Source organism: Bacteroides sp. Ga6A2 (assembly GCF_000702225.1).
Taxonomy (GTDB): Bacteria; Bacteroidota; Bacteroidia; order Bacteroidales; family Bacteroidaceae; genus Ga6A1.
In genome coordinates this window covers 1-14,266 of record NZ_JNKX01000062.1, presented here as the reverse complement: position 1 = coordinate 14,266, position 14,266 = coordinate 1, and the positions used below count along the sequence as shown (strand labels likewise).

Annotated in this window: 8 protein-coding genes; 4 read left to right on the top strand and 4 right to left on the bottom strand. The window is 45.8% G+C overall.

Annotation, left to right across the window (positions count from 1 at the left end; translation table 11 throughout):
• Window positions 1-1,281 precede the first annotated feature (1,281 nt).
• Window positions 1,282-1,677: a hypothetical protein gene (locus tag T538_RS0113000; RefSeq protein WP_155993206.1), complete on the top strand. Its 396-nt coding sequence runs from the start codon at window positions 1,282-1,284 to the stop codon at window positions 1,675-1,677.
• A gap of 801 nt (window positions 1,678-2,478) precedes the next feature.
• Here T538_RS0113000 and thiL read toward each other — a convergent pair.
• From thiL to sppA, 4 genes are read right to left on the bottom strand one after another with little or no spacing between them, the layout of a single operon-like run.
• Window positions 2,479-3,552 carry a thiamine-phosphate kinase gene (gene thiL / locus T538_RS0112990; protein WP_031534323.1) on the bottom strand — a complete coding sequence of 358 codons (1,074 nt, stop codon included), beginning with the start codon at window positions 3,550-3,552 and terminating at the stop codon, window positions 2,479-2,481.
• Window positions 3,553-3,560: 8 nt separating this feature from the next.
• A complete protein-coding gene (locus T538_RS0112985) occupies window positions 3,561-4,370 on the bottom strand; it encodes a purine-nucleoside phosphorylase (RefSeq protein WP_031534321.1) in 810 nt (269 codons plus the stop codon).
• A complete protein-coding gene (lpxK, locus tag T538_RS0112980; protein ID WP_031534320.1) occupies window positions 4,309-5,433 on the bottom strand; it encodes a tetraacyldisaccharide 4'-kinase in 1,125 nt (374 codons plus the stop codon). Before lpxK ends, T538_RS0112985 begins: the two co-directional genes overlap by 62 nt.
• 10 nt (window positions 5,434-5,443) lie before the next feature.
• The gene (sppA, locus tag T538_RS0112975; RefSeq protein WP_031534318.1) at window positions 5,444-7,216 is read right to left on the bottom strand and encodes a signal peptide peptidase SppA; all 1,773 of its coding nucleotides are present in this window, start codon (window positions 7,214-7,216) and stop codon (window positions 5,444-5,446) included.
• 202 nt (window positions 7,217-7,418) lie between these two features.
• Here sppA and T538_RS0112970 point away from each other — a divergent pair, with 202 nt between their 5' ends.
• The 3 genes from T538_RS0112970 to T538_RS17825 all read left to right on the top strand — a co-directional run.
• Window positions 7,419-10,676 (top strand): UvrD-helicase domain-containing protein, encoded by a 3,258-nt coding sequence (locus T538_RS0112970; RefSeq protein WP_031534316.1) that lies wholly within the window; start codon window positions 7,419-7,421, stop codon window positions 10,674-10,676.
• 1 nt (window position 10,677) lies between these two features.
• Window positions 10,678-13,632: a PD-(D/E)XK nuclease family protein gene (locus tag T538_RS0112965; RefSeq protein ID WP_031534314.1), complete on the top strand. Its 2,955-nt coding sequence runs from the start codon at window positions 10,678-10,680 to the stop codon at window positions 13,630-13,632.
• Window positions 13,633-13,661: 29 nt separating this feature from the next.
• Window positions 13,662-14,266, top strand: a 605-nt coding sequence (locus T538_RS17825) for a hypothetical protein (RefSeq protein ID WP_031534312.1), incomplete at its 3' end; no start/stop codon positions are given.

The window sequence follows — 14,266 nt, the reverse complement described above, 5'->3', positions numbered from 1 at the left end:
CAAGGTACGTCCAAGGTACGTCCAAGGTACGTCCAAGGTACGTCCAAGGTACGTCCAAGGTACGTCCAAGGTACGTCCAAGGTACGTCCAAGGTAGACAGAGGGAAGATATACGTTGGATAGTCCATTGTAGAAAAAGAGCACTAATTTATCTTTTGGTAAATACAAAATGGTGTCAAGGTATAGGGAAGCTATATGCAAGCTATATGCAAGGTATATGTTGTGTATATGTAAGCTATATGTTTTGTATATGTAGGGTATATGTAAGCTATATGTGGGGAAGTCCGATAATTGTAAATTCTGAATTGTCTTTAAGAGAGTGCCCCGAAGTAAGCTGCCAGTCGTTTATAAAATCCCGAACGAATCCCGAAGGCATCCCGAAGAATAGTTACCGGATTCATAAGAAATGAACATTTTGTTTTTTTTTGATGGAAATGAGCCGTCTACTTGCTTGTATTGGTAAGAAAAACATTATATTCGCAGAAAGTTTTAATCAATACCGATAGACATGACTTTAAATTCAATATCCGAAAATGCCAATCTGTTTAGGACGGCTGAAACAACCGTGCGTAACTGCTGTATTTCTGCAAGAAACAGAGCTGTTTCTTGCTGGTGATTGTTGTTGGAAATGCTTGTTGTTTTTTTAAGGAGGATTAAATATGTTACCACTTTGTAAATTTTATAGATACTTGATATACAGATTATATCATTTTCGCGATGATACACCAGAGATTAACGTTATTGGCACATTAACAATAGTTCACTTGGTTCAAATTCTAGGTGTGTTATTTTTTGTTGATAAGTTTACATCGTTTAAAGTATGGCCAGATTGGACTAAATATAATCCAACAATATGTGTAATATTATTCGGAGTCTTAAATTTCCTATTATTATACAATAAGAAAAAATGGAAATCTTATGATAAAGAGTTTAAGGACGAATCAGCAAGGCATAAAAGGAACGGAACAATTGTAGTTTTGGCATATTTAATTGGAACAATTGTACTTTTCTGGGGACTGTTGTTTTCGTATTCGCTTTATCAAGATTCGTTAAAATAAATGTGCTTTTTTTAATGAAACACATAATATTAACAATATTCTTCGCCATAATCAGTATGGTGGCGAAGGCACAGCCAAGCGTTAATAGCGAGTCTAATGTCAGTGAAGAGGGAGTGAGGGCAGATACACGCCCCAACATGGATTTCGCTAATGTGGAGTATTACATACAATTTTTGGGAGTACATGTCGATTCGATTCCTCTGATTTCAGACTATAAAAAACAGATGCGTATAGAAGAAGACGACGAGGGCGCGGGCGTGACGTGGAAATCTTTGTGCTTTTGTAATGGCAATGAAACTCTGCTTGCAATGGAAACAAACTGGCTTGATACAACCCGTGTGGACAGAATAACCATTTGCTCTGATAAGATAAAATGGGATAAAGTATATGTCGGTCAGACAATGGGAGAAGTAAAGCGCTCTGGGCACTATTCCGTTGTTCCTTGTCAAGATGGAGTGCTGCTTTTAAGGTCAGAATCTAACAAAAATGTCGTCTTGAATGTTGATATCTCAAAAGAGCCTCTCTACACACCGCTGTGGTGTGGTGAGTGTAGTGTGGAGGACATACCAGACTCGTTACGCATTGAGAATATAATATTGTCTGTGTACGATAAACAATAAATCTCAGTTCTGCCGAATTTCTGCGCTCGACCTCTGGTCGCTTGCTAACGAAGGGGCGCAAGAATTTGGCAGCATCAATATACCGCGAGTTTGCAACTCGCATTGTCGCCGTGCGACAAAAAGTTATCGTAAAACTGATGTTTTTCAGCGGTGGGAATTGCAAATTCCCGATTTTTTCCTCTGCCGAATTCGGAAATTCGGCAGGACGGTGGGTTGATATTTGTTGTGGTTGGAATTGTTTACTTGATATAAATAAAGATTAACATATGTTGCCATTATGTAAATTTTATAGATATTTGATATATAAGTTGTATCATTTTAGCGATGATACACCAGTATTCAATGTCATTATGACCTTGATGTTGGTACATTTTTATCAGTTATTAACAATAATAATGCTAATAGAGTCCTCTAAATTATATGATTTTAAATTAAATTTGGTTGATGGTTACAGACCTTTTGTTATTTTTATTTCTTTTTCAATACTTCATTTTTTATTGTTTTATAACAAAAAGAGATGGAAGGCTATTGAGGATGAATTCAAAAATGAATCGCCAAGGCATAAAAAGATTGGAACAATTATAGTTATTTCCTATGTAATAGGTTCGGCTGGCTTGTTTTTTACATCTCTGTTTATGTTGCCATCGCCTAATTTATAATTGACATATTAACGACATCTCATGCAATAAACAGTAGTAATGATTTTCTGTCTCGCAAAATAAAACAAACAGAGCGGAAAAACAAAGGATAGCACCTTTCGTTTTTCCGCTCTTGTTTTTTATTGTAAACCGAAGTCTTTTATCAATCCAGATGATTCCAGCCTTGGGCTTTCAGTTCGAACTCGTTGCCGTCGCGTGTGATGAGTGCGCATCCCAGTTCGGGCTTGGTTATGTAGCCAATAACCTTAATGCCCTCCATGTTCTGTACCTTTTCGTTGTCGGCAATAGGAACGGTGAACAGTAGTTCGTAGTCCTCGCCGCCGTTTAGGGCACAAGTCGTAACATTCATGTTCAGCTCTTCAGCCATGCACGCCGTCTGGTAGTCGAGCGGGATGCGCTCTTCGTAGATGCGTGCTCCAACGTTGCTCTGCTTGCAGATGTGCATAATCTCAGACGACAAACCGTCGGAGATGTCCATCATAGATGTTGGAAGGATGTTGGCATCGGCAAGCATACGAATGATGTCGCCGCGCGCCTCGGGCTTCAGCTGGCGTTCGAGCAGATATTCCTTTCCAGAGAAATCGGGCTGAGCCTCTTCGAGAGAGGTGATACCCTTCTGCTTGTTCTCTTTCATCTGGCTTTCGAACACCTGTTTCTCGCGTTCAAGAAGCTGCAAGCCCATGTATGCCGCTCCGAGGTTGCCCGACACGCATATAAGGTCGGTTTCCTTTGCTCCGTTGCGGTAAACAGCCTTGCCCTTCTCTACATCGCCTATGCAGGTTATGCTGATAGCCAAGCCTGTGAGCGACGATGTGGTGTCGCCGCCTACGATGTCGACATGATGTTCGGCGCAGGCAATCTTCAAGCCTTCGTAGAAGTCCTCCATGTCCTCTATGCAGAAGCGTTTGCTTAGTGCTATGCTCACCACAAGCTGGCGCGGAGTGCCGTTCATAGCGTATATGTCGCTTATGTTTACTATTGCGCTCTTATAGCCCAGATGCTTTAGCGGAACATAGGTGAGGTCGAAGTGGACGCCTTCCATCAGAAGGTCGGAAGTTACGAGAACCTCTCTGCCCTGTGGAAACTCGAGCACGGCGCAGTCGTCGCCCACGCCATACTTGCTCGATTCGTTCTCGAGCTTGATGTTCTCGGTAAGATGCTTAATCAGACCGAATTCGCCTAAAGTTGAAATTTCTGTTCTGTTGGTTTCTTGCATATCAAAAATTATGATCTACGAATAAGTTCACGCATGATAGCCGTCATTCGTGGCTGTGCTGCGTTGGCTGCTGCCGTAACTTCCTCGTGTGTTACCTCCATTGAGTCGCCGTCGGTGTAAACGTCGGTGATAACGCTCATTCCGAAGACCTTCATGCCGCAATGTACGGCTACGATAACCTCAGGAACGGTGCTCATGCCCACGGCATCGGCTCCGAACGAGCGGAACATACGGTATTCTGCCGGAGTCTCGTAAGTAGGGCCTTGTGTAGCCAAGTAAACGCCCTGCTTAATCTCGATACCCTGCTCCTTTGCTATCTCGATAGCCATGTTCTGGAGTTCCTTTGTGTAGGCTGTACCCATTGCCGGGAAGCGTGGGCCGTATTCGATGTTCTTTCCGCGCAGAGGATGCTCTGGCAACATGTTAATGTGGTCGGTAATCATCATAAGGTCGCCAACCTTCATGCCCTTCTGCATACCGCCTGCTGCGTTGCTTACGAAGAGAGTCTTGATGCCCAGTTCGCGCATTATTCTAACAGGGAATGTAACAGCCTTCATGTCATATCCCTCGTAGAAGTGGAAGCGTCCCTGCATGGCAAGGATATCCTTTCCGCCGAGTTTTCCGAAGATAAGCTTGCCGGCATGTCCCTCTACTGTTGATACAGGGAAGTTAGGGATGTCGGTGTATGCTATTTCGTACACGTCTGTAATCTCTTCTGTGAGTCTGCCAAGTCCTGAGCCAAGAATGATGGCTGTTTCAGGATTTGTTCGCATCTTTCCCTTTATGAAGGATGCTGTTTCTTGAATTTTTTCGTACATGTCCAATTATATTATCGTTAAACAATTCTTCTTTGTCGAGCATGAATTCCACCTCGACAGGCAGCATGTAAAGGTTGTCTGCCACATCCTGCGGAATGTCCTTTATGCTCATGAGCCGAACCGTGTCCTTCTCGGTTGTTACGATGAAGGCGTCGTTGTTCTTGTTTATCTCGCAGAACTTGTTTCTTATCGACTCGATGTCCTTCTTGTTGAAGTAGTGATGGTCGGGGAATTCAAGAATGCTTATGTTCTTGCTGTATTGCCCCAAGTCGCTAAGCATCTGCTTTGGCGATGCGATGCCAGTTACGAGCAGAATCGGTCTGTTGCCGATGCTGTTGAGCGACACCTCCTCGGCGTGTTTGAAGATAGGACGCATCTTGCTGTACTTCAGACAGGTAAAGAACAACTGCTGATAAGGGCGCAGGTTCATCGTCTTTGTCAGCACCCTGAAATCCATCGGCTTGATGTCGGTAGGGCACTTGGTTATGATGACGATGTTGGCGCGTTCCTTTGCCGATTCGGGCTCGCGCAGACGACCGGCAGGCAGAAGAGCGTCTTCGGTTATCAGCCTGTGATAGTCGACGAGCAGTATGTTGATGCCCGGAGTTACATATCGGTGCTGGTAGGCATCGTCGAGCAGTACAACTTCGGTATCGGCAGTTTCCGCATCCTCGCACAGGCGGTGGATTCCGCGTCGGCGGTTGGCATCAACGGCAACGTATATGTCTCTGAACTTCTGCCTTATCTGGAAAGGCTCGTCGCCAATCTGCTCCATTGGAGTATGCAGGTCGGCGAGTTTGTAGCCCCTTGTCTTGCGCTTGTATCCTCGGCTCAGCACCGCCACTTTGTATTTCTTTTCGAGAAGTCTGATGAGGTACTCTATATGCGGAGTCTTGCCCGTTCCGCCCACGGTTATGTTTCCAACTGATATTACCGGCACGTCGAAAGACTCGTGCGGCATAATTCCGTAGTCGAAGAGGACGTTACGGATGCTTACTCCAAAGCCGTAGAGCCATGACAACGGTCTGAGTATGTCGTGTATCTTTATATAGTTACCCTCCATCGTTGTTCTGTTAAAGGTTTAGGTTAAGTCTGTACGGAATACGTGCCTGAATCTGGTTAGCCTTGGTGTACTTCTGTGCTTCCTTCACAATGTCGTACATGTTGCCGAAGGTTTCGCGCAGTTTTGTGTCGGCATACGAGTTTGTCTTGTCATCGAGCAGACTGTCGAAGAATGATGGCGGAGTAGGGTAGCTAACGGTTGTGTATTCCTTAACCTTTCCTCGCTTGGCAGCAATCTCGATAGCCTTCTGAAGACCGCCGAGTTCATCAACGATGCCAATCTTCTTGCCGTCTACGCCGGTCCATACGCGACCCTGCGCAATCTCGTGAATCTGCTCCTTTGTCTTCTTTCTGCCATTAGCGCATCGGGTAAGGAAGAGGTCGTATCCACGGTTAATGTAGTTTTGTAGAAGTCCGAGTTCATCCTCGTTGAACTTTCTTGCGCCCGTGCCCATGTCGGCATATTTGTTAGTCTTTTCGCTGTCGAAGTGGATGCCGAGTTTGTTGTTTGCAAGTTCCTCGTAGTTTAGAAGAACTCCGAAGATACCGATAGAGCCTGTTATTGTGGTAGGCTCGGCAACGATATAGTCGGCTCCGCAACTTATGTAATATCCGCCCGATGCAGCATAGTCGCCCATAGATACTACAACTGGCTTCTTCTCCTTTAGCAGCATAACGTGATGCCATATCTGCTCAGATGCGTATGCGCTTCCGCCCGGAGAGTTTACTCTTAGCACAACCGCCTTCACATCCTCGTTCTTGGCAAGTTTGTCAAGGTCGTCGCATACCTTTTTGCCAACAATCTCGCTTTCGCCTGTGTTGTTGCTTATGTCGGATATTTCTCCGCAGGCATAGTAAACGGCTACGATGTTACCGCTCTTGTCCTTTGGAATGTTGCTGTTCACTTCAGAATATTCGGCAAGCGATATTGTATTGTAGTCATCGTCCTTGCCAAGTTTCATCTGCTTTTTGATTGATTCCTTGACACTCTCGCTGTATGCAATCTTGTCAACCATCTTGTTTTTCTTGAAGCCCTCGGCTCCCATGAATACCATACCTCTGTCGGCATATACATCGAGCGAGTCTGCGCTTATCTTTCGGTTTGCAGCCACATCGTTCTTAATCTGCTTCCAGATGCTTGTGAGATAGGCGTTAACCTGCTCGCGGTTGGCATCGCTCATGTGAGTCTCAGAGAACATTTCGGTAGCACTCTTGTACTTTCCAACCTTTACAATCTGAACGCCCACGCCAATCTTCTCGAAGAAATCCTTCAGATAGTATGGAGTTGATGCCATACCAACCCAGTTTATTTCGCCCGAAGGGTTCAGGATAATCTCGTTTGATGTTGATGCCAGATAGTAGCATCCTTGAGTGTACACATCGCCGTAACTGATGATGAACTTGCCCTTCTTTCTGAAATCCTTCAGGGCATTGTGAATAGCCTGAAGCGATGCCGGAGCGGCAGATAGCGCGCCAGCCTCGATGTAGATTCCCTTTATGTTGTCGTCGTCCTTAGCCTTTTCGATGGCTGACAGGACATTTTCGAGACTCAATGACTTGTCTGCCGATGAAAACTTAGCATACAAGGCTTGAAGAGAGCCTTCGTTTGATCTTTCCTGAAGAATACCGTCCATTTTGAGCACAAGAACGCTGTTGTCCTTTACGTTCACGGTAGACTGTGATGCCATAGCACCCAAAAAGACGAAAAATAAGATAAATCCCAGAACCGACATTATAGCAAGTCCTGTGATGGTAGCCAAAACGTACTTTACAAATTGTTTCATTTTAATTTTATAGTTAAGAATTGACAAAAATAGTTAATCATTCTTAAAATTGCAAGAATTTTGTTTTTTTTCTTGCCTTGCAGTTGCTTAGTGGAGTGCGCCTTACACTTCGTGCCTTTTCCCGATGGCAGAAAAATATCACGGGCGAGTGCTGTCGCGTAGCGGAAAAAACTTATATTTGTATCCCGAAAATATATAACTCATGGAAAACGGACTCACAGTATATCGAGCCTCGGCAGGTGCCGGCAAAACTTTCACGCTGGCGGTAGAGTACATCTCGCTACTTATCGAGGATCCGGGCGCATATCGCTCAATTCTGGCTGTAACCTTCACAAACAAGGCTACCGCCGAGATGAAAGACAGAATCTTGCAACAACTTTACGGAGTGGGACATTCGCTTGCCTCATCAGAAAGCTATTTCAAAAAACTGAAGGAAAAAACAGGGCTTGACGATGAGGTTATAAGGCGGAACGCACGTTTTGCCCTTGCCAACATTCTGCACGACTATTCGCACTTCCGCGTTGAGACAATCGACTCGTTCTTCCAGTCGGTGCTGAAGAATCTGGCGCGCGAACTCGACTTGTCGCCAAATCTGAAGGTAGACCTCGGGCAAGACGAGGTGCGCGACCGTGCTGTAGATTTGCTTCTTGAACGACTCACCCCAACATCGATGGAACTGAAATGGATTATCGAGTTCATCGAGAAGAATATGGACGAGAACCGAAGCTGGAACATTACCAAGCAACTGAAATCGTTTGCCGGCAACATCTTCAACGAAGATTACATTGAACGCGGAGCAGAACTGCGCTCGATGATGGCAGAGAATCCGAAGTTGATAGACGAATATCGCGAGGCTCTGCAAAACATGAAGAGAGCCTATTCGAAGGCTCTGAACGAATGTGCCGACCGCTTCTTCGCCTTGGCAGAGAGTTATGGACTCACGGTTGATAATTTCTCGTACAAGAGTACCGGTGTTGCTGGATATTTTCAGAAAATAAAGCAAGGTATTTTTGTTGACATCTGTAAAGATCGTGTACAGAAAGCACTCGAAGAACCGGCAACCTTTTTTACAAAGGACGAGATAAAGAAAAATCCTGGGCTTCAGTCGCTTGCCGAAAACGAGTTTGGTCCGCTTCTTGCCGAGACTGAGACGCGCCGCATCGAGGGCGAGAAAGACTATCAGACGGCACTTCTGTCGGAAGAAAAACTGTTCAGCCTGCGACTTCTCAACAAGGTCGACGATTACGTTCATCAGATAAATACCGACGAGAACCGCTTCCTTCTGTCCGAAACGCCGAACCTTCTGCGCAGCGTCGTTCAGCAAGACGATGCCTCGTTCGTGTTCGAGAAGATGGGAGCCATGCTTCAGCACATAATGATTGACGAGTTTCAGGACACATCGCGTATGCAATGGACAAACTTCTACAACCTGCTTATGGAATGTCTGGCGCAAGGCAAGAACAGTCTGATTGTGGGCGATGAGAAGCAGAGCATTTACCGATGGCGAAACGGTGACTGGCGAATATTGCAGAACCTGAACCGCGAGATAAAATATTACGGCGTGAACCAACGCTCGCTCAGCGAGAACTACCGAAGCAGCGGCAGGATTGTAGATTTCAACAACAATCTTTTCGTGGCTCTTGCCAAGTTGCTTAATGCCGATTTCAAGAACGAGTTCGGCGAGGAGAGCGAGCAGCTTGCTCAGGCTTACTCGCCCGAAAACGTTACGCAGAATATAACGAAGAAGACCGACGAGGGATTCGTATCGCTGAACTTTCTTTGCAAGACCGACGAAATCCCGAGCGAATCCCGAATGCTTGCCGATATGAAGAGCAAGGTCGAGGAACTTACGTCAAAGGGCGTAAACCTCTCGGACATCACAATTCTGGTAAGAAAAAACAAGTACGTTCCGACGATAGCAAAATATTTTGCCGAGAATATGCCCGATGTGCCAATCGTGTCGGACGAGGCATTTCAGTTGCAGGCATCCGTTGCGGTGGGCATCATCGTAAACGCGTTGCAGGGCATAGCCAAGCCCGACGACAATCTGTCGCTGGCATTCTTGGCATACAACTATCAGAAGCATGTGTGCAAGAACGAGATGCCGTTCGAGGCATTCTGCCGTTACGGTGTGGTAGACATGCAATATCTTCCGAAGGAATATGCCGACGGAAGAGATACGCTGGCTATGATGCCGCTCTACGAGCTGGTTGAAAATCTGTATCAGGTTTTCGAACTCGAGAAGATTGACGAGCAGGAAGGCTACATTCTGTCGTTTCTCGACAAGGTGCGCGACTATCTTCAGGACAGTTCGTCAGACATCACGCTGTTCCTCGAATATTGGAACGACAAACTGTGCACTTCAGCCGTTCCGTCGGGAAAGATTAACGGAATCAGAATAATGTCCATTCACAAGTCGAAGGGATTGCAGTTCCATACGGTTCTCATTCCTTATTGCGAGTGGAAAATTGGTACAGACCCAAGGAAGGGAAAATTGTTGTGGTGCAGCACCGACGATGAGCCTTTCGGCAGATTGCCGCTCGTGCCGGTTTCGTATTCGAAGAGCATGAAAAAATCATCGTACACCGAGAGCTACAAGCAAGAAACCCTGCTCGGATATGTCGATGCGCTGAACGAGCTTTACGTTGCCTTTACGCGTCCGAAATGCAACCTGATTGTGTGGGGAAACCGCGAGGCGGATGGCGCAAATGTAGCTTCTTTGCTGACAAACTATCTCGACCCTACTTCGGCGGACAATAAAAAAACAGACAAGAAAAAAACTGGTAAAAAGGAAGAAAAGAAAGAAAAAGAAGACGTGTTCTTCACAATCGGAAGCATCGTACCGTCGCCAGCCGAGAAATCGGGCGGAGAGGAGGACGAGAATCCGCTGTCGCCGCAGCCGTCTGAAGTCGGTTTGAAGATGGAAATCTTCAGAAATCCGATAGATTTCCGCCAGTCAAACAAATCGGTAGAGTTTGTGAACGACATAGACGAAGAGTCAGCAAAGCAAGACGAATACATTCGCGAAGGAAGCCTTCTGCACTACGTTATGGAGAATATCGAGACGGCCGACGACGTTTCGCCCCTGCTTGCACAGATGCAGACCGAAGGCATTATAGCGAGCGACAAGGAGCGCAACCGCATGGAATCGGTAATTGGCAAGGTTATGCAGAATACCGATGTGCAAGGCTGGTTCGACGGAAGCTGGACGCTCTACAAGGAATGTACAATTCTGACTAAGGATGCCGACGGACTGGCACGGCAGAACCGCCCCGACCGCGTAATGATGAAAGACGACGAGGTGGTTGTGGTCGATTTCAAGTTCGCAAGCCAGAAGCATCAGAACGAGCACGAAGAGCAGGTACGACTCTATCGCAGCCTGCTTGAGAGAATGGGCAAGAAAAATGTTAAATGTTACCTTTGGTATGGCTATACCAACAAGGTTGTAAAAGTTGACTGATATGACTCCTTTCCTGAAAATCGTAGCAGAGGATATCTACAATAAATACGGAAACGACATGGCACGCGTTGCCGTAGTTTTCCCTAACAAGCGCGCCGGACTATTCTTCAACGAATATCTGGTAAATATTGCCGACGGTCCGGTGTGGGCACCTAAATATATCGCCATCAGCGATTTGTTCAGAGACAATTCGAGTCTCGTTGTGCCCGACAAAATCGAACTCGTATGCATACTTTACAAAGTGTATTGCGATGTGGTGAAAGCCGAAAATCCGCAGGCCGAAATCGAATCGCTCGACCAGTTCTATCCTTGGGGCGAGATTCTGATAAACGATTTCGAAGATGTCGACAAGAACATGGCTCAGGCCGATGCACTCTTTGCCAACGCAAAGGATTTGCGCGACTACGACGATTACGACTTCATCACGCCCGAGCAGGAAGAGGCGATTGCGCATTTCTTCCAGAATTTCTCTCTGGAACGCAAAACCGCGCTGAAAGAGAAGTTCATGCAACTTTGGAGCATTCTCGACAAGATTTATCACAAGTACAACGACGAACTCAGGCAGATGAACTATGCCTACGAGGGCGCGATGTATCGCGAGGTGGCTGAGAATCTCGATGTCGAAAACTTCAAGTACGACAAGTACGTCTTCGTCGGCTTCAACGTGCTCGACAAGGTTGAGCATACCGTCTTCTCGAAACTTCTGAAAGCCGAAAAAGCCCTTTTCTACTGGGATTACGACACATACTACGTCAAGTCGGCCGGAAAGATGAACAACGAAGCCGGAACGTTCCTTGCCAAGAATCTTCAGGATTTTCCGAACGAACTGAAGGACGGCGGAATATACAACAATCTTCAGAAGAAGGAAAACCGACGGGTTGAGGTCATCTCGGCATCTACCGAGACGGCTCAGGCTCGCTTCCTGCCCGAATGGCTCCGCCGCGAAGTGAAGGCTGGCGACCGCGAGAGCGAGACCGCCGTTGTGCTCTGCAACGAGTGCCTGCTCGAGTCCGTTCTTCATTCTTTGCCCGACGACACGATAAAGAACGTTAATGTCACGATGGGATTCCCGTTCTCCGAAACGCCTGTCTACAACTTCATTACGCAGCTCGTGCAGCTTCAGCTTAACGGATATTCGCGTAGCGACGGCTTCTATCGCTACGATTATGTGGGCGAGCTGCTGCGCCATCCTTATTCGGTAATGCTGTCGGAAAATGCGCGCAAGTTAGAGAAGAACCTCGAGCGCAACAACCGTTTTATGCCTTATCCGTCTGAACTTCAGATTGATGGCGACGATTATCTGACGAGTGTTTTTGAGCCTCAGAACGGCAACAAGAATCTGCTTGTATATCTGCGCACGATGATTGAGAAAGTTGCGCTTCACTATCGCAAAAACGGCGGCAACAACACGAAAGATGCCTTTGCCCAACTATATGCCGAGTCGCTGTTTCAGGGCTACACGATGCTAAACCGCTTCATCACGCTGTTTGGTAATGGCGAGCTTGACATAATGCCGGTTACGCTCTTCAAACTGCTCGACCAAGTAATGCGCACATCGTCTATTCCGTTCCACGGCGAGCCTGCCATCGGACTTCAGGTTATGGGCGTTCTCGAGACCAGAAACCTCGATTTCCGCAACCTCGTAATGCTTTCGGTAAACGAAGGCAAACTGCCAAAGCCGGTAAATCAGGCTTCGTTCATTCCGTACTCTTTGCGAAGTTATTTCGGTCTTACAACCATCGAGCGAAAGGTGGCTGTATATGCCTACTACTTCTACCGACTGATGCAGCGAAGCGAGCACATAACGCTGATGTACAATTCGTCAACCGACGGGATGAACATTGGCGAGCCGAGCCGTTTCATATTGCAATATGCCGTAGAAACTGGTATTTCGGTTGAGCATAAAACGCTTCAGGCCGATGTAAACATGCAGGAGACGAAGGAGATATCTGTAAAGAAATCTGACGAGATAATGCATCTCCTTGTTCAGAGATACGATGTCCGCTCGGATTACAATAAGAAGAAGCAACGGAAATTCCTCTTCTCGCCGTCGGCAATAAATGTCTACATAAACTGCCGTCTGGAGTTCTATTTCAAATATGTTGTGGGACTTCGTGAGCGCGATGAGGTAACAACCGAGATTGACGCTCCAACGTTCGGAACAATCTTCCACGCTGTGGCAGAGCATATCTACGGCGAGATAAGCCAGAGAAAGGATGTCGTAGAGGAATCGGATTTGAGGCGTTATCTCGACCATCCCCTGCTAATTCCCGATGCGGTTGACAAGGCTTTCAGAAAAGAATTCTTCAAGCTGAAAGACGATGACGGCAGCAAGATTGAATACAACGGCGTTCAGCTTATAAACCGCGAGGTTATAATAAAGTATATAAGACGACTGCTTGAGCACGACATCAAACTTACGCCTTTCAGAATAAGAGGTCAGGAGTTTGATGTTGGCGGCGAAATTCTGATTAAGACTGTAAACGGAAATGTGCACAGCAGTCTTGGCGGAATTGTAGACCGTATGGACGAGATTGCGCATCCTTTGCAGCCCGGTAAGACTCTGATAAGGATTGTAGACTACAAAACCGGCGGCGGAAATGAACAGAAAACTACGTCTGTCGAGAATATTTTCGTGGGTAAGAAAGACCGTCCTTATTACTTCTTGCAGACATTCCTGTATTGCAACTTCTTGAAGGACAGCAAGGAACACAACCCGAACGGATTCCCTGTTGCTCCGGCGTTGCTCTACATTCAGAAAGCCGGCGGCGACTACGACGAGATTCTGAAGATGGACAAGGAACCTATTTACGACATCTCAGCCTATTCCGAAGAATTCTCCGACCGTCTGAATTCGGTTTTGGAAGAGATTTTCGACCAGAACGTACCGTTCTCTCAGACCGACAACGAAGACCATTGCAAAAACTGCGATTTCAAGATGCTTTGTAATAGATAGATTATCCAACTGCATTAGGTTTATAGAATATGAAGGTTTACAGACAATTCTCAAAAAATTGGGATAAAAAACAGGTCGAAATCCTGCATCGATATAATATTGATGTACAAGAGGGTATTGATAGATTTAATATTTATGATTTAAATCTATATAAAGAATTGAAACCTCTATTTGATAAATGGGAGGTTATTGGCATTCTGGGAACTGAATTTACAAAAAAAGAAGTTCTTTCTGCAGAGTATTGTGTATTAGTCGGTTGGAATTCATTTGGATATCCTATGCCCGATGGTGACCAAGGGTACTTATATAATACCTACGAAACTAAAGAAATGTGTGATGAATGTGGAATAGGCACAGTACAAAAAGATGATTTTAGAGTGAAAAGAGTTCCCAAATACCCTTTTTGGGGGTTAGGATGGATTTTTGATGAATTTTTCGTACAGACATCCCTTTACGAAAAGTTTTTCAAACCGCTAGGCATTGCTTGTCGTCCATTGAGAAAGTATAAAGACGATTCCATAATAGATTCTTATGTACAATTGGTAATTCCTGTAATTGAAGAGTCTTTGGATTTGACTTCATACGAACCTGAAATATGTCCAACGTGTGGTGTCACAAAGTATGATCCGAAAGT

Coding starts and splice junctions, on each gene's coding strand:
- lpxK (WP_031534320.1), bottom strand. CDS start 5,433: ATGGAGGGTAACTATATAAAGATACACGACATACTCAGACCGTTGTCA.
- sppA (WP_031534318.1), bottom strand. CDS start 7,216: ATGAAACAATTTGTAAAGTACGTTTTGGCTACCATCACAGGACTTGCT.
- T538_RS0112985 (WP_031534321.1), bottom strand. CDS start 4,370: ATGTACGAAAAAATTCAAGAAACAGCATCCTTCATAAAGGGAAAGATG.
- T538_RS0112965 (WP_031534314.1), top strand. CDS start 10,678: ATGACTCCTTTCCTGAAAATCGTAGCAGAGGATATCTACAATAAATAC.
- T538_RS0112970 (WP_031534316.1), top strand. CDS start 7,419: ATGGAAAACGGACTCACAGTATATCGAGCCTCGGCAGGTGCCGGCAAA.
- thiL (WP_031534323.1), bottom strand. CDS start 3,552: ATGCAAGAAACCAACAGAACAGAAATTTCAACTTTAGGCGAATTCGGT.
- T538_RS0113000 (WP_155993206.1), top strand. CDS start 1,282: ATGCGTATAGAAGAAGACGACGAGGGCGCGGGCGTGACGTGGAAATCT.